Below are 21,382 nucleotides of genomic sequence, written 5' to 3'. Positions count from 1 at the left end.
TTGTCCCTTGCGGGGATCAACGTTCAACAGGCGCCATCGTCTTGCCCGATCCGGCCGGCGCGGCGCAGATCGCGAAAGCGATGACCGTGCCGATGCAAAGCTGGAACGGGAACGACAGGCTGCTCAGAGCGGCCGGAAGGCCGATGGCATGGGCGATAGAAGGCTGGAGCAACAGGATCGTGACGAAGCCGACGAGAAGCGCGGCGATGACCGATCCGGTGGTGCCCCGTCCGGTGAACAGCGCGGTGAAGTAGACACCCAGCAGGCCGGCGTACGTGAAGACCATCACTTGCAGGGCGAATTCCAGCAGCCCCATGTCGGTGTAGCGCTGCCAGTAGAACGAGACCACGGCCATGACGAACATGGCAAAGCCGATCACGCCCATGCCCACGCGCCCCGCCGAAACGAAGTGATGCTCTGGCGGGGTGCCGCGCTTCTCGCGCCAGGGGCGGTAGAAGTCCTGGACCAGCACCGAGGACATGGCGTTGAGCGCCGAGTTCGTGGTGGCGACGGCCGCCGCGCAGATGCCCACGGTCACCAGTCCGCGCAGGCCGCCGGGAAGCTGGGTGAGGATGTAGTGCATGAAGATGCTGATCTTCTCGCCGCCGAACTGGTTGCCGGCAGCCGCCGTGGCGCCGCCCATCAGGTCGGGCCGGTCGTAGAAGACATAAAGCAGCAGGCCGATGACGATGAACATGCCCACCACCGGCAGCGTCGCGAAGACCGAGAGGTAAAGGCTGCGCGCGCCGGTCTTGGCGTCCTTGCAGGCCAGCAGGCGCTGCGTCGTGTCCTGGTCCATGCCGGCATTCGCGATGTAGAGCAGCGACAGGCCGAGCACGATGGCCAGCATCGAGAAGGGACGCGAAAGGTCCATCGAGAAATCGAAGAACTTCAGCTTGTTCACGCCTTCGGGCGTATGGGAAAGGCCCTGGATGATCTCGCCGGTGGACGCGGGGATCGAGAGGCGCAGGAAGACGAGCACCGCGATCGCCGATCCCAGGTAGACCACGAACTGGATGAGGTCGTTCCAGAGCACCGACTTGAGGCCGCCCACGAACGTGAAGAGCACGCTGGCCACGATGAGCACGGCGGCGGCGATCATGATGCCCTGGGCCTCGACCGTGCCGGTGATGACCATGGCCAGCGCGATGGCGGCCAGATAGACGCGCGCGCCGCCTGCGAAGACGCGGCCGACCAGGAACATGCCCCCTGCCCAGCGCGTCGCCTTCTCGTTGAAGCGCAAGGTCAGCAGCTCATAGGCCGTCGTCGCCTTGATGGCGTAGAAGCGCGGGATCATGACATGGGCGACGAAGATCGCGCCGATCAGTCCGCCGATATTGCCGCTGAGGTAGGTAAGGTCGCCGTGATAGCCATAATCCGGCCCGCCCAGGAAAGTGGCTGCGGACTGGGTGGCGGACAGCACCGAGATGGCCGCGAGCCAGGCCGGAACGCTGCCGCCCGCCAGGAAGTAGTCATGCGCGGATTCGGTCTTGCGCGGCGTGAAGATCCAGCCTCCCGCGACCAGCAGCAGCAGGTAGGCGGCGATCACCAGCCAGTCCGCCATCGAGAAAGGCAGCGTCATCGAATTCGTCTCCGGACCCGGCCCTGAAATCGGTCTTCAGGGCCTGACAAAAAAGCGGGCGCCCGGTCGGAGGAGGAGGAGGTTGACCGGGCGCCGCGCAGGGTGGGTTATCCTCAGAGGTGCGCGGTCAGCGAGAAGCCGATCGTGCGTCCGAGAATGTCATAAGTGTCGGGGAAGGTGTTGAAGACACCGCCCGTCGACACATAGGGGGGATTCTTGTCGAAGAGGTTGTAGATGCCGGCGCTGAAGGTGATCGCGTCGGTGAACTCGTAGGAGGCCGATAGGTCGAAGGTGTTCTGGGCCGAGATCGTCTCGGTCGAACCGACCGTGCTCGACTTCACCTTGCCGATGCGCTGCCAGTCGAACTGGATCACGCCCTTGTCGAACAGCCACGAGAGACCGACCGTGTGGCGATAGTCAGGCTGTACCAGAGTGGTGCCGTCGCTGGAGCAGGTGGCGCCGAAAGTGCCCTTGCACTGCACGGCCGAAACCGTGGAGTTCGCCTGGATCAGGTAGGACGTGACGATATTGCCCTGGTAGCTCAGGCGCACGCCCGTGCCCGGCACGAAGTCCGGATGCAGCGTGTAGCTGGCCGAGATGTCGAAACCGCGCTGGAGCAGTCGGCCCAGGTTCTGGTTGTTGACGAAGGCATCCTTGAACGTGCCGTCGGCATTACGGGTCACCAGCGAGCACAGCGGATTGGTGGCGGTGGGGTTGGTGACATAGCAGCTGGTGATCGCCGCGATCGGCTGGATCACGCCCACGGCGCCGCGCAGGTCAAGCTCGTACCAGTCGACGGTCAGGTTCAGGCCGGGCAGGAACGTCGGCGTGAACACGGCGCCGAGCGTCGTGGTATAGCCGGTCTCCGGCTTGATGTCCGGGTTGCCGCCGTAATAGTAATTGCCGGTGAGGTAGCTGGCCGCGTTGGAGTTCGCCGAACCCACTGCAGGCGCGCCGAAGCGGGCGCACTGGGCGGCATCGCCGGTGCCGAGCACGCACGGATCGCCGCCGTAGCGCGGCTTCAGACGATCGACCGTGACGAGGTTGCTGAACGGCAGCGAGGACATGCCGGCCGCGAACTCGCCGAAGTTCGGGGTGCGCAGGACGCGCTGGTATGTGCCGCGCAGACGCAGGTTGCGATCGACTTCCCAGTTGCCCTCCACCTTCCAGGTGCCGTGCGTGCCGAACATGTTGTAGTCGGACAGGCGGTAGGCACCGCCCACGTCGAACTTGCGGATCAGGGGCAGGTCGCGCAGGACCGGCACCAGGATTTCGCCGTAGAGTTCCTTGACGTCGAACGAACCGCTGTAGGCAGCCTGCACGCCCTGCCGGTAGGTGTTGCCCGTAAGAAGCGCGGTGTCCTGATCGATGCTGGCGGTTTCGCGGCGATACTCGGCGCCGATGGCGAAACCGATCGGGCCGGCCGGCAGCGAGAACAGCTCTTCCAGCGTGCCGCTCAGGGTCGCCGCGGTCACGAACTGGTCGCGCTTGCGGTTGAAGCCGTTGATCGTGCTGCCCAGCGCATCGGCCAGTTCGGTCTGGTTCGGACCGAAGATGTTCACGCTGTTGACGATGGAATCGAAGTTGTTCGCGCCGGTCGGGCTGGTGACCAGGCCATCGCCGGTGATGAGCGTGTTCTCGGTCGAACGGCCGTACTGGGCATAGACGTTCCACTTGACCGCATTGGTCAGCGGGCCGCGCAGGCCGGTCTGGAACTGCAGCGTGTTGCGCTCGGTCTCGTAGTTGATGAGGCCGAGTTCGGCCAGCGAGCGCGAGACGTTCACGCGCGCGGTGCCGTTCACGAACGTCAGCTGGTTGCGGATATCGTCCGTGAGGTAGGGATTGCTCTCGCTGATCGAGACGGTGCGGTTGACCGAGGCCGGCGTCGCGCCGGGGGTACCGGTCTCCTGCGTGCGCGAATTGGTATACATCGCGCGGCCGTAGATCTCGACCTGCGGCGTGATCTCGTACTTGAACAGCGCCGCGACATTGATGCGCTTCAGCGGCGAGACCAGCGGATAAGTATCCGAGATGTTCGAAGTGGCCGAAGGGTTCGTGGTGAAGTCACCGCTGTCGGTGAAGCCGAACTTGCGGCCGCTTGCCACGTCGGTGAAGACGCCGCCGATGCTCGGGATCGTCTGGTTCGGCGTTTCCGCCCAGTCGCGCTGGCCCGCGCGAATGCGGTCGCGCTGGGTATAGTCGGCCGCGATGACGATGTGGCCGCGGTCGCCCAGGCCGGTACCGACCATCAGCGAGCCGCCGTACTGCGCGCCGCCATGCTCGGACAGACGGCTGGTGGCGGTGCCGCGAATGCCTTCGAATTCATCGTTGAGGATGAAGTTGACCACGCCGGCCACGGCGTCCGCGCCATAGACCGCGGCGGCGCCGCCGGTCAGCACGTCGACGCGCTTGATCAGCGAGGCGGGAATGGCGTTGACGTCAGCCGAGTTGCGGAAGCTGAACGGCGTTGCGCGGGTACCGTCGATCAGGACCAGCGAACGGCTCTGGCCGAAGTTGCGCAGTTCCAGAACCTGGGCGCCGAAAGCGTCGCTGCCCTGCGAGCCTTGGCGAACGCCGCCCGAAAGCTGCGGGATCTTGGTGGAGAAGTCCTCGACCGTCAGCGCCGACTGGAGCTTGATCTGCTCCTCGCCGGTGGAGGCGACCGGGCTGCTGGACGTCAGTCCCGGAACCGCGATGCGGGTGCCGGTGACGACGATGTCGGCGCCAGTTGCGGCTTCGCCTGCATCGGCGCTGCCTGCCGACTGCGCGAAGGCAGCAACCGGCACTTGCGAAAGGGCGATGGCAAGCGCCGCCACGGCCACGGTATGTCGTTGTGACTTAACCATTAGACTTCCTCACTACTTCCCTGAACCCTGTTCCGTCGTGTGTTGGTGCGACCCGAAGACTCGACGGCATGCCCTTTCCGGACTCATTCACCATGCATACCTGTCATGGATATGTAAAGGTGTGGTATCTAAGTGGTGATGTAATAATTCGCCGCGATCAGACCACTTCGGCTAACGTGTTTTCCGGCCGCCAGATCGTTCCCCCCGTCAGCGGCTGTGACACCCCGGTAGTGCCGGGGAACGTCAACGGCATGCCGCGCAGGCTGCGCGCGGCGAGGAAGGCCATGGCTTCCGCCTCCACGAAGTCGCTCCGCAGGCCGACTTCGTCCGCGGTCCGGCAGTCGCCCAGCCGTGCGCGGAGAGCCGCCATCAGCGTGGGATTGTGGCTACCACCCCCGCAGACTACCCAGATTTCCGGCACTTGCGGCAGGATGCGGGCTGTCACGGCGACGGCCTCGGCCGTGAAGGCGGTCAGCGTTGCCGCCGCATCCTCCAACGAACAGGCGTCGGCCCATTCGAGCGGGAAGTCGTAACGGTCAAGCGACTTCGGACCCTCGCCGTGGAAATGCGGGTGAGACAGCAGCGCCGCCAGGGCCGCCTCATCCACCGTGCCTGCCGCCGCGATGCGTCCGCCATCGTCGTAGCGGCCCGCGCCATGCGCCTGGACGACCTGATCGATAAGACCATTTCCAGGCCCCGTATCGCAGGCGAGCAGAGAACCGTCCGCGCCGATCCATGTCAGGTTCGCAACGCCGCCGATATTGAGGAAGGCCAGCGGGCGGGGCAGCCCGATTTTCTTCGCCAGAGCAAGGTGATAGGCCGGTACCAGGGGAGCGCCCTGCCCGCCGGCCAGGAGATCGTCCAGACGCATCTGCGCCACCACCGAAGCACCCAGCCCGTCGGCGATCACTTGCGGATCGCCGATCTGCACGGAGAGTTTCCGTTCCGGGCGGTGCAGCAAGGTCTGGCCATGGAAGCCGACGAGGTCAGGAAGCCGTCCCAGCCTCTCGATCACATGATGCCCCGCGCGCAGATGCGCCGCTTCGATCACTTCGCCCGCCAGCCCGAACGACAGCGGCTGTTCGCCGAAACCGTCCCAGAGCAGCGCATCGCGCGTCGCCTTTTCCAACGCCGCGCGCTCGGCGGCCGAAAACGCGATCATGGCCGAAGGCCCGAAACCCTCGATCCGCTCGCCATCGGTCTCCACGACCGCCACGTCGACGCCGTCGAGCGACGTCCCACTCATGAACCCCATGACCAGCATCAGCGTGCACTCCCCCAACTACAGACAATCAGACTGGCATCGTCATGCGGCTTCACCCGGGGATGACGGTGCAGAGAACCCGGCGCTTTTTCGAGGTCGCGCAGGCGGCCGAGCCAGCGCGACCAGTCTTCCCGATCGGAAATGCACAGGAGATCGGCAGGCGTGGCGACCGCGAAAAGCTCGTTCAGCCGCAGGAAACCGTCACTGGCGATCGCAAAGCGCTGCCCCGGCCGCACCGGCATGCGGCATTGCCAAAGGTGGTCGGCCGCCGCCGGCTCGGTGCCGAGCACCCAGTAGCCGCCTTCCCGGTTCATCAGCTTACGGTTCGCCCGGAGACCCGGCAGCAACCGGGCCTTGAGCGCGTCGAACCCGATGTCGCCCTCCGCCGTCAGGATCGCCTTCATGGCCTCGACCGTACGGCCTTCGAGAGCATCGAGCGCATAGCTGCCGAACAGCCGCGCCTCGCCTTCACCGTCGCCGTCGCCGTCGCCGTCGCCCTCACCCTCGACCGTCACGATTCGGCAGTCCGCCAGCGCCGTGAATTCCGCCACGCCGTCGATGACACGCACCATCGCGAAGGCGGCCGAGGGATGTTCATGCGGCCCTTCCGCTTCGCGCACCTGCTCGCGCGCCAAGGCGTCACGGCAGCGCCCCATCACCTCCCGCAGGAGCGCCACGGTCGAAATTTCCGAATTGCCGGCAAGCAATTGCGTCAGGGCCGCGTTGGCGGTCCGGGCAAGCCAGGAGGCATCGCTAGGTGCGTCAAGCAGCGCCGGACCAATCCCTGTCGCGCCATCGACGACCCACGCCGCATCACCATGATGACCGACGCAGTCCTCATTGACTTCACTCTGCCCATCGGAAGCGGCAATCTCGATCCTGAGCATCGTCTTCTCCCACATCCGGCCCTCGCCGAACCGAACCGGTATCATGAACGCGGCGAATTATAAAACCACTTTAATGCCACTTGTACCAAAAAGCTAAACTGGTATCTGTCAGATCATGACCCAAGCGACACCGAACGCGCCGGCAGCGGCGCCCGCCAGCACCACGCAGATGTCCCGCGAAGCGCGCGAGGCGCCCGCGCGCTGCGTCGAGCAGCTTCGCCGCAATGCAGATATCGTGCGCGAGGCCGGCCGCCAGCTCCGCGAGCTTGCCCCGCCCTTCGCCGCGACTCTGGCGCGCGGCAGTTCGGACCAGGCCGCCGCGTTCGCGAAGTTCCTGCTGGAAACCCATGCTCGCATCCCGACGTTGAGCCACGCCCCTTCGGTGGGTTCGCTCTATCACGCCACGTCTGCCCAGTTCCTGGACGTACCGATGATCGCGATCTCGCAGTCCGGTCGCAGTCCCGACCTGCTGGCTGCGGCGCAGGACGCCCGCAACAAGGGCGCGGTCGTCATCGCCGTGGTCAACGATGCCGAATCGCCGCTGGCCGAGCTTGCGCAGATCGTGATCCCCGTCCACGCCGGCCCGGAAACGAGCGTCGCGGCGACCAAGAGCTTCGTCTGCACCCTTGTCGCGCTTACCCATCTCGTCGCCGAGTGGAGCCAGGACGAAGCGCTGCTCGCGGCTCTCGAAACCACGGGCGAGGTTCTGGAAACGGCCGCCAATGCCGACTGGACGACGGCGGTGGACCTGCTCAAGGATGCCAGCGAAATGCTGGTGCTGGGGCGCGGCCCGACACTGCCGATCGCCGGTGAAGCCGCGCTCAAGCTCAAGGAAACCTCCAGCCTCCATGCCGAGGCCTTCAGCAGCGCCGAAGTCGCCCATGGCCCGATGACGCTGGTGGGGGACGGGGATCCGGTGCTGGTGCTTGCCCCGCTCGACGTGGCGCGCACCGGCCTTCGCGAGCGCCTGGACGACTTTGCGGCGCGCGGCGCCCGGGTCATCGCCGCCGGCCTGCCCGAGGATGTTGCTCCCGCCGCGCTGGTACTGCCGCTGGCCACGGAAGTGCATCCGGTCCTTGGAGCCATTGCCGAGATCCAGAGTTTCTACGGCCTCGCCAACGAACTCTCGCTGGCGCGCGGACGGAACCCGGATAATCCTCCGCACCTCAACAAGGTGACGCGCACGCTATGACCCGGATCGCCCTTATCGGTGCGCGTATCGTCCTTGCCGACCGCGTGGTCGAAGACCAGGCGCTGGTCCTCGACGGCGATCGCATCGTCGACCTTGCGGCGCCCGACGCCCTGCCCGGCGACTGCGTGCTGGAGCGGCTCGACGGCGGCTACCTGCTACCCGGCTTCATCGACACGCAAGTGAACGGCGGCGGTGACGTGCTGTTCAACGACATGCCCTGCATCGAAGGCATTCGCGCCATCGCCCAGGCGCATCGCCGCTACGGCACGACCGGCATCCTGCCCACGCTCATCAGCGACTTCCCGCAAGTGGTGGAAGCTGCCATCGCCGCCGGCGAAGCTGCGATGGCCCAGGGCGTTCCGGGCGTGCTGGGCGTGCATATCGAAGGCCCCCACCTCAACGTCGCCAAGAAGGGTATCCACGACCAGACCCGCTTTGCGCCGGTGGACACCGAAGTCATCGCCCGGCTTTCGGCACCGACCACGGGCCGCCGCGTGGTGACGCTGGCGCCCGAACTGGCGCCCGAAGGGACCGTGCGCGCCCTCACCGAAGCGGGCGTGCTCGTCTGCGCCGGCCATAGCCTCGCGAACTACGACCAGACCCGCGCCGCGCTTGCCGAGGGGCTGGTTGGCTTCACCCACCTGTTCAATGCGATGACGCAGTTCCTCAGCCGCGACCCCGGCATGGTCGGCGCGGCGCTGGAAGACCGCGCCAGCCACTTCGGCCTCATCGCCGATGGCTTCCACGTCCATCCCGCCTCGATGCGCGTGGCCCTTGCGGCCAGGGGTGAGGAAGGCATCATGCTGGTGACGGACGCCATGCCGCCGGTCGGCGGGACGCTGGGCCGCTTCACGCTCATGGACCAGGACATCAAGGTGGAGAACGGCACCTGCACCGGGCCCGACGGCACGCTGGCCGGCTCCGCGCTGACCATGGCGCAGGCCCTGCGCAACGCGATGGACATGATCGGCTGCGACATCGTCGCCGCCTCGCGCATGGCCAGCGGCAACCCCGCCCGCTTCCTGCTCCTCGACCATGAGACCGGCGCCATCGCGCCGGGGCTGCGGGCGGACCTCGTCCATCTGGGCAACGATCGCCTGGTCCGCGCTACCTGGATCGGCGGCGCACGCGAGGACCACCGCGAATGACGAGGCAAGGAAGCCAGCCGGAACTGGGCCTGATCGAGGGCCGCTTCGGTCGCATCTGGAACGAGGCCGAGCGCAGCCATGTGGTGAAGACGCTCGCCGAGGCCGGCTACGGCTTCTACCACTATGGCCCCAAGGCCGATCGCGCGCTGCGCCGCGAATGGCGGGTGTCGCATGACATGGCCCGGACCGAAGCGCTGGCCCGCCTTTCCGCCGAGTGCCGCGCCGCGGGCATGCGCTTCGGCATGGCGATCACCCCGGTCGGCTCCACGCATCCCTTCGACGACGAGGCCCGCGCGGACCTCACGCGGCGGGTAGCCGAACTCGACGCCATCGGCATCGACGACCTTGCCGTGCTGTTCGACGATCTTCGCGGCGACATGCCCGAACTCGCAGAACGCCAGGCGGATGTCGTCAACTTCTGCGCCCAGCTCACCGGTGCCGCGCGTGTCTACACCTGCCCCACCTATTATTCCGACGATCCCGTGCTCGACCTCGTCTTCGCGGATCGCCCGGCGGACTATCTCGGCAAGCTCGGGCGGCTGCTCGATCCCGCCGTGCAGGTCTACTGGACCGGCGAGGAAGTCTGCTCGAAGGAAATCGGCCCGGCCCATCTGGAACGCGTCGCAGGCGAACTGGGCCGCAAGGTCTGCCTCTGGGACAACTGGCCCGTGAATGACGGCGCCCGCATGTCGCGCTTTCTCCATCTGCGGGCATTCACCGGCCGTCCGGCAGCGATCGCCGGGCACATCTCCGGCCATGCCATCAACCCGGCGATCCAGGCGCACCTCGGCTGCATTCCCGCCATCACCTTGCCGATGGTCTACCGGCAGGGAGAGACTTACGCCTATGGCGAAGCCTTCGGCGCAGCGGCGCGGCACCTGCTCGGCGATGATTTCGCGCAGATGCTGCAGCAGGATATCCCGGCCCTGCAGGACGTGGGCCACGAGCGCCTCGGCGCGCGCGCCGATCGCCTGCGGGACCGCTACGAAGGGATCGATCATCCCGCGGCGCGTGAAATCCTGAACTGGCTGGACGGCAAGGACCTGATGACCGACGACGAGGTCCAGACCCAGTAAGCGGGGATACAACCATGGCAGCAAGCACCAAGACCCGGGATATCGCGCTACTGACCGCACTGCGCGCCGCCGTGGGCAAGCGCCATGTGCTGACTTCCGCGCGCGAGACGGCCCGCTTCCGCAAGGGCTACCGCACCGGCGAAGGCCCGGCCATCGCGGTGGTCCGCCCCGGCAGCCTGGTGGAAATGTGGCGCGCGGTGCAGGCCTGCGTGGCGGCAGACGTCTCGATCATCATGCAGGCTTCGAACACCGGGCTGACGGGCGGCTCCACCCCCGATGGCGAAGACTATCCCGGCGGCCTGGTGATCGTCAGCACCACCCGGCTTTCCGCACTCAAGGTGATCTGCCGCGGAGAACAAGTGCTGTGCCTGCCGGGGACCACGCTCTACAAGCTGGAGCAGGCACTGCGGCCGTTCGGGCGCGAACCCCATTCGGTGATCGGTTCTTCCTGCCTTGGCGCCTCGGTGGTCGGCGGGGTCTGCAACAACTCGGGCGGCTCGCTGATCCGGCGTGGTCCGGCCTATACCCAGCTTGCGCTTTATGCCCAGGTCCAGGGCGACGGCTCGCTGCGCCTCTTCAACCATCTCGGCATGGACCTTGGCGACGACCCGGAGACCATGCTGTCCCGGCTGGACCTCGAACAGTTCACCGAAGCCGACATCGATCCCGCCAGCGACAAGTGGGCGCACGACCACAGCTATGCCGACCATGTCCGCGACATCGACAGCGAAGTGCCGGCCCGCTTCAATGCCGACCCCCGGTGCCTGTTCGAGGCGGCGGGAAGCGCGGGCAAGCTGATCGTCTTCGCCGTGCGCCTCGATACGTTCGCGCGCGAAGACGAGACCACCACGTTCTACATCGGCACTAACGAGGCAGACCGCCTGACCGCGCTGCGCCGCACGATGCTGCGCGATTTCGACACGCTGCCGATCGCCGGCGAATATATGCACGCCGAAGCCTTCGACGTGGCCGATCGCTACGGCAAGGACATGTTCTTCGCCATCGAGCGCCTCGGCACCGACCGGCTCCCGGCGCTGTTCGCGGCCAAGTCCCGCTTCGACGGCGTAATGGGCAGCGGGCTCAGCGACCGCCTGATGCAGTGGTCCAGCCGGTTCATCCCCGACCATCTCCCGGCCCGCATGCGCGACTATCGCGCGCGCTTCGAGCATCACCTGATCCTCAAGGTGCCGCGGGACCAGGTGGAAGCCGCGCGCACGCTGCTGCACGACCTCTTCCCCGGCGACGCGGAGGATACAGGCACTGACGGCGGGCACTTCGAATGCACGGCGCAGGAAAGCGCCAAGGCCTTCCTCCACCGCTTCGTGGCGGCGGGCGCTGCGGTGCGATACCGCGCCGTCCACCCGGACACGGTCGAGGACATCGTCGCGCTCGACGTCGCCCTGCCCCGCAACACCCGCGAATGGGTGGAACGCCTGCCGGCCGAACTTGCGGCGCGCACGGTCCACACCCTCTACTACGGGCACTTCTTCTGCCAGGTATTCCACCAGGACTACATCGTGAAGAAGGGCACCGATCCGCTTGCATTCGAGCACGCGCTCTGGGCCCTGCTCGACGCGCGCGGCGCGCAGTATCCGGCCGAGCACAATGTCGGCCACCTTTATGTCGCCCGGCCCGAACTCGCGCAGTTCTACCGCGAGATCGACCCGCGCAACCAGCTCAACCCCGGAATCGGCCATACCCCCCGTGGCCGCGACTGGGGAGATCACCCAGGCATCGGGGCTACCGGAGAACATCCATGACCTATTTCCTCGGCATCGACGCAGGCGGCAGCAATTGCCGCGCCCGGCTTGTCGACGCGCAGGGCCAGGAGATCGGCCACGGCAAGTCCGGCACCGCCAATGCGCGCATCGGGATGGAGGCACTCTACGAAACGCTGAAGGACACGGTCGACCAGGCCGTGGCCGAAGGGGGCCTTACAACGGCCGAGCGCGCCACCATCCAGGCCGGCATGGGCATTGCCGGGATCACCCGCCCCGGCGTGCGTGAGGCGCTGGCGGAACTCGACTTCGGCTTCGCCGCGGTGCGCTATGCCACCGATGCCCAGATCGCCAACCTCGGCGCCCATGCCGGGCAGGACGGCGCGATCCTCATCATCGGCACCGGCAGCGCCGCGCAAGTGCGATTGGACGGCCGGGACTTCACCATCGGCGGTTACGGTTTCCCGATCTCCGACGAAGGCAGCGGTGCCGCGCTCGGCCTCAGCGCGATGCGCCACGCCTTGCGCGCGCTCGACGGGCGCACCCGCAAAACCCCGCTGAGCGCGGCCGTGACCGAGCGTTTCGAACACGACACGGCGCAGGCCATCGCCTGGATGGACCACGCCACCCCGCGCGACTACGGCACTTTCGCGCCGCTGGTCATGGACTATGCCGAAGCGGACGACGCCATCGCCCGCTCCATCGTCGAACATGCCGCGGGCCATATCGAGCGTTTCATCGAGACGATCTTCGAGCGCGGCGCCACCCGCTGCACGCTCGTCGGCGGCCTGGCCCCGCGCATGCAGCCCTGGCTGCGTTCGCGCACGGTCGAGCGACTGAGCCCGGCCCTCGGCGATTCCCTTGACGGCGCGCTGCGTCTGGCGGGCTTCCAACCCGCCTGACGCCTGCTGTCCCTGCTGGGCATCTTTGCCGCTGCCGGCATCGGCCGAACGGCGCAAAAATCCCGGCCCTCCCGCGCCGAAAGCCGCCCGCATCGTTCTATAATAGGTCAGGAAAAACGATTTCATTCGGCCGGACAAGATCCGCCGGGCAGGAGTTGAACTTGACAGTCAAGACCGTCGAGGAACGTCTGGAGTTCCTCGAATTCGATGCCGCGCAGCGCCGTATTCTCACCGCTGCGCAACCATTTCTCCGCACCTGCATCCAGCCAGCGCTCGATCACTTCTACCGGCGGGTCCGCGCGACCCCCGAGATGGCGCGCATGTTCCGCAGCGATGCGCACATCAACGCCGCCAAAGGCGCGCAAGTCGGCCACTGGCTGGGCATCGCCACCGGCCGGTTCGACGCCGAATACTACGCCGCCGTCAGCCGGATCGGCAAAGTCCACGCCAAGATCGGCCTCGAACCGCGCTGGTACATCGGCGGCTATGCGCTGATCCTGGAAGAGATCATGGCCGCCGTCGAACGCAGCGCCAGCCCCTGGCGGCTGTTCACGCGCCGCGTCAGCCCAGGCAAGCTCAACCGCGCGCTGATGAAGGCGGCCATGCTCGACATGGACTTGTCGATCTCGATCTATTTCGAGGAAGCCGAAGCGGAGCGCAACCAGGCCATCGCCGCCCTCGATCGCGCCATGTCGCGGCTGGCGGGCGGCGATCTTCTCCACGACATCGACGACCTGCCCGCCGGGTTCCTCTCGCTGAAGACCTCCTACAACCGCAGCCTCGCCAACTTGCGCGAGACGATCGGGTCGGTGGTGACGGCCTCCCATGCGATCTACGGCGAATCCGGCGCCATCGCGCGGGCCTCCGAAGACCTTGCGCAGCGCACGGAAAGCAGCGCCGCGAACCTGGAGGAGACGGCCGCGACGCTGCTGCGCGTCGAGGAACGCGTGAAGGCCACGGCATCGGGCGCGCAGGAAACCCTGGGCATTGCCGGGGAAGCGCTCGATTCCGTCGAGCAGGGACGCGAAGTGGCCGGCGACGCGGTGCAGGCGATGCATGTCGTGCACGAAAGCGCGCGCGGCATCGATGCCGTGATCGAGGGGGTCGACAAGATCGCCTTCCAGACGCGCGTCCTGGCCATGAACGCGGCCGTGGAGGCCGGTCGGGCCGGAAGCGCCGGGCGCGGCTTCGCGGTCGTTGCCGATCTCGTGAGTTCCCTGGCCATGCGCGCCGAGGAAGAAGCCCGCAAGGCGCGCGACGGCCTTTCCGCCACCCGTTCCGAGATCGACCAGGCGGTCGCCACCGTCTCGCGCGTCGATCGTTCGCTGGAGACCATCGCGGGCGAAGTCGGCCGGGTCCACGCCCTTGTCGAGACGATGGCGCGGGACAACGATGCCCAGGCCACGGCCATTTCGGAAGTCAGTTCCACGGTCGGCATGATGGACCGCACGACGCAGCAGAACGCGGCCATGGTCGAGCAGACCTCCGCCGCCGCCCGCACCCTCATCTCGGACGCGACGACGCTTGCCAACCAGGCCGGGCGATTCCAGATCGGCGAGGAGCCACCCGTCAGGACCTGCGCGGCCTGATCGCCCGCGCCTGATCTTCGCGCGCCGCCCTGCTGCGAGGGGGCGGCGCGTGCTCGCCGGGCGTTGACCGCGCCAGAGCGATACTTGGCCGCGCGCTGCATTCCGGCCGCGCGGCACTGGCGGGAAGTGCGCTAGCCCATGGCCAAACACGAATCGCGGGAGACACCTTCGCCATGAAGATCGACAACACGCTGGCCGCCGTCGTCACGGGCGGTGCATCGGGCCTTGGCCGCGCCAGCGCGAAGGCGCTGGCCGATGCAGGCGTGAAAGTCGCCATCTTCGACATCAGCGAGGAGGCAGGCGAAGCTTTCGCGGCCGAAATCGGCGGCGTGTTCTGCAAGGTCAACATTCTCGACGAGGAGAGCGTGGAGGCAGGCTTCGCCCGCGCCCGCGCCGCCCATGGCCAGGAACGCGTCGTCGTCCACTGCGCCGTCGTGGCCGGCGGCGGCAAGACCGTCTCGTTCGACAAGGCCACGGGCGGCTTCAAGCGCATGGCCACCGAACAGATCGCCAAGACGGCCGAGGGCGTGTTCACCGCGTCCTACCGCGTGGCCGCGATCGCCGCGCTGGGCATGGCGACGGCCGAGCCGCTCAATGCCGACGGCGAACGCGGCTGCATCGTCTTCACTTCTTCTGCCGCTTCGCAGGACGGACAGATCGGCCAGGTCGCTTATGGCGGCGGCAAGGGCGCGGTCAATGCCATGGTGCTGCCGATGGCGCGCGACCTGATGGACCTCGGCATTCGCGTCAACGCCATCCTGCCCGGCACATTCGCCACCCCGCCGATGCTGCGCGTCAAGGAGATGAACGAGGCGGTCTATGAAGGCCTCGGGCGGGCCGTCCCCTTCCCCAAGCGCCTGGGCAATCCCGAAGAGTTCGCCAGCTTCGTGCTCGAACTGGTGCGCAACACGTACTTCAACGGCCAGTGCATCCGCCTCGACGGCGGCATCCGCATGCCTCCGAAGTGAGGTAGCCGCAGAACTCGGGCGCAAGCCGGTGCGGCATGCCGCGCGCCCGCAAGAACGGGCGCGCGGACACGGATTCCGTCCGCAGGACGGCCCCGTGACCGCCGCTCTGCACGCTCGCTTTTCTTGCCCCTCCTCCCGATACCCGCCTTGACAGCCGCGCATGCGCAGGCCCAATCGACAATCGATGCGACGTCCCGCCGTTAACGCCCTGAAAGCCCTGGTCATCCGCCAGCGGCAACGCATGCGCGAGAGCGAGCTGGCGTTCATCGTGCTGGCCGTCATGGCAGGAATAGCCGCCGGATGGCTCACCAACCTCCAGGGCTTTCTCGCCCACACGCTGCAACAGCTGTTCTACGCGATCGACGGCAACCGGCTGAGCGCACTGGGTGAAATCCGCCATCCCTGGCGGTTGCTCGCCCTGCCCTTCGGCGGCCTGGTCCTGATCGGCATCGCCTATCTGCTTCGCAGACGCCGGCGCGCACCGATCGACGTCGTCGAAGCCAACGCGCTGCACAGCGGGCGGATCCCCTTCATCGACAATCTCATCATCTCCGCCCAGACCATCATTTCCAACGGCGCGGGAGCCTCGGTGGGGCTGGAGGCGGCTTATGCCCAGATGGGCGGCGGCGTCGCCTCGGTGCTGGGCCAATGGTTCAAGCTGCGCCGCGCCGACATGCGCACACTGGTCGGCGCCGGAGCCGGAGCCGCGGTTGGCGCCGCTTTCGGCGCGCCCCTGGCCGGTGCCTTCTACGCCTTCGAGATCGTGATCGGCGCCTATACGCCCTCCGCCATCGCCCCAGTCATCGCCGCCGCCCTCGGCGCGGCGTTCATCACCCGCGAACTCGGCGTCGAACCGTACCTGATCGCCGCGTCCAGCGCGCGCGACCTCACCACGGGCGACTATTTCATCTACGCCGTGCTCGGCCTGGTCTGTGCCCTCGTGGGCATACTCATCATGCGGCTGGTGACCTTCACCGAATTGCACGTCCAGCGCCTGACCCGCTTCGCGCGCTGGAAGCCGCTGGTGGGCGGGCTGCTGCTGATGCCGCTGGCCTGGGTCTCGCCGCAGTCGCTTTCGGCGGGCCACGGCGCGATGCACCTCAACCTCGCCATGCAGCCGGCGATCCATTTCCTGCTCATGGTGCTGGCGCTCAAGATCGCCGCTTCGGTCATCTCGCTGAGCTTCGGCTTTCGCGGCGGGCTGTTCTTCGCCTCGCTCTTCCTGGGGTCGCTGGTCGGCCTGATCTTCGCCGCCGCCGTGCAATTGCTGCCTTTGGGCATCGAACTCGATCCCACCCAATCCGCCCTCGTCGGCATGAGCGCGCTGGCGGTCTCCATCGTCGGCGGCCCGATGACTCTGGCCATGCTCATGCTGGAGACGACTCACGACTTCGCGCTGATGGGCGTGGTGCTGACCGCCTCGCTCGTCTCCAGCGCCTTCACCCGCGAAATGTTCGGCTATTCGTTCTCGACCTGGCGCCTGCACATCCGCGGCTCGATCATCCGCTCCCCGCGGGACATCGGCTGGATGCTCAGCCTTACGGCCGGACGCATCATGCGCAAGGACTGGATCTCGGCACCGGCCACGCTGTCCGTGGCCGACTTCCGGGCGCGCGTTCCGCTGGGCTCGGCAAGCAAGGCGATCCTGCTGGACGAGGACGAGCATTACGCCGGCATCGTCGCCACGTCCTCTGCCTATAATCCCGAACTGCCGCAGGACAGCGCGATCGGCTCCCTCGCCTCGCTGAAGGGCACCACCCTTTCCCCGACCACCGACATCCGCGCGATGATAAAGGCTTTCGACGTGGCCGTGGCCGACGAACTGGCGGTGGTGGACGGCGTCGGCCGGGTGGTCGGCGTCGTCACCGAGCGCCATGCACGTCGGCGCTACTTCGAGGAAATCGAAGCCTCGCAGCGCGAACTCTTCGGGGAAAGCTGACCGCGTGACCTCGTCCCGGATCGGGTCCGGAACGAGGCCGTTTGCTTAGTCACCAGCAACCGGAAGCCACACGGCACTCGCCGCATCGCCGCCGTACGTCACGGTTTCCGTCGCCTTCACATAGTCGCTGGGCCTGGCTTCCATGATGGAGGATACCCAGGACTGCGGGTTGCGGTCGTAAAGCGGGAACAGGCTGGACTGCACCTGCACCATGATCTTGTGTCCCGGCAGGAACACATGATCGACGTTGGGCAGCGACCACTGGAACGTGTAGCTCTTGCCCGGCTCAAGGGGTTGCGGCTTGTTGAAACCGTGGACGTAGCGGCCCCGGAAGATCTCGATACCGATGCCGAGCTGATAGCCGGCCAGGGCAGGGTTGGCCGAGTTCTCCTGCGGATAGACGTCGATCAGCTTGACCACGTAATCGCTGTCCTGCCCGCTGGTGGCAGCATGAAGCTCGACCTTGGGTGCGCCCTTGATATGGACGGGCTTGTCCAGCACGCCGGTGCTGTAGCTCAGCACATCGGTGCGGCCGTCAACGAAGCGCTGGTCGTGAACGAGCCAGGTCTTCCACTCCTCGCCCTGCATGTGGACGGGGCGCGGCAGCAGCGGCACGGGCTTGGCCGGGTCGGAAACGTAGCTGTCGCTGCCCGCCGCCGGCTTGCTCCACGAAAGGCCGTAGTTCGCCGCGAGGTAGAGCGGCGTGTAGCTGCCTGCGGGCCAACTTTGCGATACTTCCCAGCGGTTCTCGCCCGTGGCGTAAGTCACGACCGGCGGGGTATCGCACTTCGGGGCATCGGTCTTCAGGTGGCAGTCGAAGAACGGCTTCATGTAGCGCTGGCGGAACTGTGCGCCGGTATCGCCTTCCCACTTGAGCGGGCCCAGTTCGCGCGCCTCGTAATTGACCTGGGAATGGCGCCAGGGGCCGATGGCGAGGCTGACCATGTCGCTGGGCGTGCCGTTGGCCTTGAGCGCCTGATAGACGGCCGGGGCGCCGTAGCTGTCTTCCTGGTCCCACTGACCGACGACCAGCATGGTCGGCACCGTCAGCTTGCGCGCGCCCAGCAGCTTGTCCACGGCCTGACCCTGCCACCAGGCGTCGTAGCTGGGATGCTCCAGCACCTTGCGGACCACCGGAAGGTCCAGCAGGCCGTACGCCTTGGCATAATCCATGGCCGAACCGGCTTCCAGATAGGCCTGATATTCGTCGCCGGTGCCCTTGGGCACCGCGCCCCCGCCCTTCTTGACGGTCTGGCCCAGGTCATAGTCGAAACCGAACATGCGGAAGGCGCCGTTATGGAACCAGTCGTCGCCCATCCAGCCATCGACCATCGGGCTCTGGGGCACGGCAGCCTTGAGCGCCGGGTGCGGATCGATCAGCGCCATCAGGGAGGTGAACCCGAGGTAGGACGAGCCGGTGATGCCGACTTTCCCGTTGCTCTCCTTCACGTTCTTCACCAGCCAGTCGATGGTATCGTAGGCGTCGGTGGCATGGTCGACCTTGGTCTTGTTGAGCGGCCCGCGCAGCGGCCGGTTCATCACGTAGTCGCCTTCGGACCCGTCCAGCCCGCGCACGTCCTGGTAGACGCGGATATAACCGTCGTTGACGAAGTCCGCGTCCATGATCGAAAGGATTTCCTCGATCTTCTGGCTGCGGTTGCGGCTGGTCATGCCGCCGGCATTGTAGGGCGTGCGGCCGAGCAGGATCGGCCCGTCCTTCGTGCCCTTGCGCATGACGATGACCGTGAACAGCTTCTTGCCGTCGCGCATCGGGATCATCACTTCGCGGCGGATATAATCCGCCTGCGGGCGCACCCAGTCATACGAGCCGACCTGCTCGTTCATCATCGTATCGGTGGGCGGGGCCGCCGAGAGTTGCGAAGCGGCGGCAAGAGCGAACGGCGCAACTGCGAGGCCCGCGGCGATCCGGAAATGTTTTGTCATGGACCCGTTTGGTGGCCCGTGCATTTCGAGCGGTCAAGCGGGTTCTCGACCGATCTCCACCGGATAGAGCATCCCACTTGCGCGGCAGGATTCAGGTGGGACCAAGTCCCCGCGCCACTTGCGAACGCTCTATGTTCATCCGGTCTTCGCGCGCCTGGGCCGCCCACTCACTGCGGGACATGCAGACCCGCTTGATCTTAAGGCGCGACCCGATTTCCTGGAACTTGCGGCATTCGATCGGATCGGCCTGGTCCATCCCCGGCTTCTTCTCGGCCGCCTTTTCGGACGCCGCAGGGCCCTTTGCCAAGGCCGGATTTCCGGCGGCGAAGACCACGACCAGCGCAAGCAACGCGAACTTCTTCATGACGCCCCCTCCCCACCGAAACATCCCGCCAATCCGTTGCCCCCGGCATTCCAGACAGGCTGCTCAAAAGGCATCAGGACGGACGACGCTCGTCCAAGCCTATCGGCTTTTCGTAGAATTCGCATCGATTTTGCGAAGCTGAAAGAAGAGTCCCGCCCCGTTACAATCAATTTTGCACGGCGGCCCGTCTGGGCGCCGGGGATGAGGGCGGTGGACGAAGCCGAAGTCAAGGCATTGGCGCAGACGCTCGAAATGTGGGCGGCGCTGGGCGGTTCCGTGAAGGAATGGTCCACAGCGGAGGCGACCATGCTTCAGGCCGCCGCGGTGATGCGTCGTCAGGCGGCCCAGATCGAAGCACTGCGCGCGCAAGTGCGGGAAAGCCGATCCGCCGCCTGCCAACCCTGCACCTGAGCTTCGGTCCCACCGCTCAGGCTTCCGGCAAGAAAACGGGCAGGAAAGCCAAGACTTTCCTGCCCGCGCAACTTTATCGAAAGCAGTGGTTTCAGGCCGCCTGCTTCTGCCGCTCCGTCGCTTCCAGGTTGAGCAGGTCGGCGATCTCGAACGCGAGTTCGATCGACTGCGCACCGTTGAGGCGGGGATCGCAGTGCGTGTGATAGCGGTCCTTCAGCGCCTCGTCAGTGATGGCGATGGCGCCGCCGGTGCATTCGGTCACGTCCTGGCCGGTCATCTCGATATGGATACCGCCAGCATGCGTGCCCTCGGCGCGGTGGACGGCGAAGAAGCCGCGCACTTCGGCCAGGATGCGGTCGAAGGGACGAGTCTTGAAGCCGCTCTCGGCCTTGATGACATTGCCGTGCATCGGGTCGCACGACCATACCACGGGATGACCTTCGGCCTTTACCGCGCGCACCAGCTTGGGCAGGCCGGCCTCGACCTTGTCATAGCCATAACGGCTGATGAGCGTCATGCGGCCCGGCTCGCGTGCCGGGTTCAGCGTATCGAGCATGCGCAGCAGAGCGTCGGGCTCGAGGCTGGGTCCGCACTTCATGCCGATCGGATTGCCGACGCCGCGCAAGTACTCGACATGGGCCGAGCCTTCGAAGCGCGTGCGGTCGCCGATCCACAGCATGTGGGCCGAACAGTCGTACCAGTCGCCGGTCAGCGAATCGCGGCGGGTCAGCGCCTGCTCATAGGGCAGCAGCAGCGCTTCGTGGCTGGTGTAGAACTCGGTGCCCTGAAGCTGCGGAACCGAAGTCGGGTCCACGCCGCAGGCCGCCATGAAGTCCAGCGCCTCGCCGATGCGGTCGGCCATCTGTTCGAACTTCTGGCCCCAGGGGCTGCGGTTGATGTGCTCCATCGTCCACTGGTGAACCTGGCGCAGGTTCGCATAACCGCCATGCGCGAATGCGCGCAGCAGGTTCAGCGTGGCCGAGGACTGGCCATAGGCCTTCAGCATCCGCTCCGGATCGTTGCGGCGCGTTTCCGGCTCGAACTCGATGCCGTTGATGATGTCGCCGAAGTAGCTGGGCAGTTCCATGCCGCCGATCGTCTCGGTCTGGGCCGAGCGCGGCTTGGCGAACTGGCCCGCCATGCGGCCCAGCTTCACCACCGGCTGCTTGCTGGCGAAAGTCAGCACGACCGCCATCTGCAGCAGCACGCGGAAGGAATCGCGAATATTGTCTGCGCTGAATTCGGCGAAGCTTTCCGCGCAGTCCCCGCCCTGGAGCAGGAAACCGCGACCGGCGGCGACTTCGGCGAGATCCGCCTTCAGAGCACGCGCCTCGCCCGCAAAGACCAGCGGCGGAAACTTCGCAAGCGTGGCCTCAACCTCGCCCAGCTTCTCCGCATCGCCGTATACCGGAAGATGGCGGGCTTCCTGAGCCTTCCAGCTTTCCGGGGTCCAATTGCTAGCCACGTTACGTACTCCCGGCGGTTCCTTCGCCCTCTCTCCCCGCGCCGAATGCATGGGGCCAAACCGGCAAGAACCGCAAACAAGGGGCGG

At 66.5% G+C, this 21,382-nt stretch carries 16 protein-coding genes; 9 read left to right on the top strand and 7 right to left on the bottom strand.

Features of this window, described 5'->3' with window-relative positions:
- Positions 1 to 16 precede the first annotated feature (16 nt).
- The 4 genes from AC1VV3_RS01120 to AC1VV3_RS01105 all read right to left on the bottom strand — a co-directional run bounded on the left by AC1VV3_RS01120 (position 17) and on the right by AC1VV3_RS01105 (position 6,579).
- Positions 17 to 1,582: a sodium:solute symporter gene (locus tag AC1VV3_RS01120; protein WP_431566533.1), complete on the bottom strand. Its 1,566-nt coding sequence runs from the start codon at positions 1,580 to 1,582 to the stop codon at positions 17 to 19.
- A 113-nt stretch (positions 1,583 to 1,695) separates the two neighbouring features.
- On the bottom strand, positions 1,696 to 4,428 hold the full coding sequence (locus AC1VV3_RS01115) for a TonB-dependent receptor domain-containing protein (RefSeq protein WP_132262322.1): 2,733 nt from the start codon (positions 4,426 to 4,428) through the stop codon (positions 1,696 to 1,698).
- Between the two features lie 157 nt (positions 4,429 to 4,585).
- Positions 4,586 to 5,674, bottom strand: a complete 1,089-nt coding sequence (locus AC1VV3_RS01110; protein ID WP_482961935.1) for an anhydro-N-acetylmuramic acid kinase — start codon at positions 5,672 to 5,674, stop codon at positions 4,586 to 4,588.
- Positions 5,675 to 5,691: 17 nt separating this feature from the next.
- Positions 5,692 to 6,579 carry a protein phosphatase 2C domain-containing protein gene (locus AC1VV3_RS01105; RefSeq protein ID WP_482961934.1) on the bottom strand — a complete coding sequence of 296 codons (888 nt, stop codon included), beginning with the start codon at positions 6,577 to 6,579 and terminating at the stop codon, positions 5,692 to 5,694.
- Positions 6,580 to 6,694: 115 nt separating this feature from the next.
- Between AC1VV3_RS01105 and AC1VV3_RS01100 the strand changes: the two genes are divergently transcribed.
- From AC1VV3_RS01100 to AC1VV3_RS01065, 8 genes are all read left to right on the top strand, one after another.
- Positions 6,695 to 7,771, top strand: coding sequence for an SIS domain-containing protein (locus tag AC1VV3_RS01100; protein WP_132262316.1), 1,077 nt, complete (start codon positions 6,695 to 6,697; stop codon positions 7,769 to 7,771).
- Complete coding sequence (nagA, locus tag AC1VV3_RS01095) at positions 7,768 to 8,919, top strand: N-acetylglucosamine-6-phosphate deacetylase (RefSeq protein ID WP_431566530.1); 1,152 nt, start codon at positions 7,768 to 7,770, stop codon at positions 8,917 to 8,919. Before AC1VV3_RS01100 ends, nagA begins: the two co-directional genes overlap by 4 nt.
- The gene (locus tag AC1VV3_RS01090) at positions 8,916 to 9,995 is read left to right on the top strand and encodes a beta-N-acetylglucosaminidase domain-containing protein (protein ID WP_431566529.1); all 1,080 of its coding nucleotides are present in this window, start codon (positions 8,916 to 8,918) and stop codon (positions 9,993 to 9,995) included. The genes nagA and AC1VV3_RS01090 overlap by 4 nt, the downstream gene beginning before the upstream one ends.
- 14 nt (positions 9,996 to 10,009) lie before the next feature.
- Complete coding sequence (dld, locus tag AC1VV3_RS01085; protein WP_431566528.1) at positions 10,010 to 11,755, top strand: D-lactate dehydrogenase; 1,746 nt, start codon at positions 10,010 to 10,012, stop codon at positions 11,753 to 11,755.
- Positions 11,752 to 12,615, top strand: coding sequence for a glucosamine kinase nucleotide-binding domain-containing protein (locus tag AC1VV3_RS01080; protein WP_431566527.1), 864 nt, complete (start codon positions 11,752 to 11,754; stop codon positions 12,613 to 12,615). Before dld ends, AC1VV3_RS01080 begins: the two co-directional genes overlap by 4 nt.
- A 161-nt stretch (positions 12,616 to 12,776) precedes the next feature.
- Positions 12,777 to 14,204, top strand: a complete 1,428-nt coding sequence (locus AC1VV3_RS01075; RefSeq protein WP_314468148.1) for a protoglobin domain-containing protein — start codon at positions 12,777 to 12,779, stop codon at positions 14,202 to 14,204.
- Between the two features lie 173 nt (positions 14,205 to 14,377).
- The gene (locus tag AC1VV3_RS01070) at positions 14,378 to 15,172 is read left to right on the top strand and encodes an SDR family oxidoreductase (RefSeq protein WP_134092736.1); all 795 of its coding nucleotides are present in this window, start codon (positions 14,378 to 14,380) and stop codon (positions 15,170 to 15,172) included.
- A gap of 184 nt (positions 15,173 to 15,356) precedes the next feature.
- Positions 15,357 to 17,111 (top strand): chloride channel protein, encoded by a 1,755-nt coding sequence (locus AC1VV3_RS01065; RefSeq protein ID WP_132262303.1) that lies wholly within the window; start codon positions 15,357 to 15,359, stop codon positions 17,109 to 17,111.
- A 45-nt stretch (positions 17,112 to 17,156) separates the two neighbouring features.
- On the opposite strand, the gene AC1VV3_RS01060 is transcribed toward AC1VV3_RS01065, so the two are convergent.
- Positions 17,157 to 19,055: a CocE/NonD family hydrolase gene (locus tag AC1VV3_RS01060; protein WP_431566525.1), complete on the bottom strand. Its 1,899-nt coding sequence runs from the start codon at positions 19,053 to 19,055 to the stop codon at positions 17,157 to 17,159.
- Positions 19,056 to 19,146: 91 nt separating this feature from the next.
- The gene (locus AC1VV3_RS01055) at positions 19,147 to 19,419 is read right to left on the bottom strand and encodes a hypothetical protein (protein ID WP_431566524.1); all 273 of its coding nucleotides are present in this window, start codon (positions 19,417 to 19,419) and stop codon (positions 19,147 to 19,149) included.
- Positions 19,420 to 19,629: 210 nt separating this feature from the next.
- Between AC1VV3_RS01055 and AC1VV3_RS01050 the strand changes: the two genes are divergently transcribed.
- Positions 19,630 to 19,830 (top strand): SUI1 family translation initiation factor, encoded by a 201-nt coding sequence (locus tag AC1VV3_RS01050; protein WP_132262298.1) that lies wholly within the window; start codon positions 19,630 to 19,632, stop codon positions 19,828 to 19,830.
- Between the two features lie 91 nt (positions 19,831 to 19,921).
- Here AC1VV3_RS01050 and AC1VV3_RS01045 read toward each other — a convergent pair whose 3' ends face one another.
- Positions 19,922 to 21,295 carry a class II 3-deoxy-7-phosphoheptulonate synthase gene (locus tag AC1VV3_RS01045; protein WP_132262297.1) on the bottom strand — a complete coding sequence of 458 codons (1,374 nt, stop codon included), beginning with the start codon at positions 21,293 to 21,295 and terminating at the stop codon, positions 19,922 to 19,924.
- Between the last annotated feature and the right edge of the window lie 87 nt (positions 21,296 to 21,382).

This window comes from Novosphingobium sp. BL-S-34, from assembly GCF_056857015.1.
This window is presented reverse-complemented; position numbering and strand designations above follow the sequence as displayed.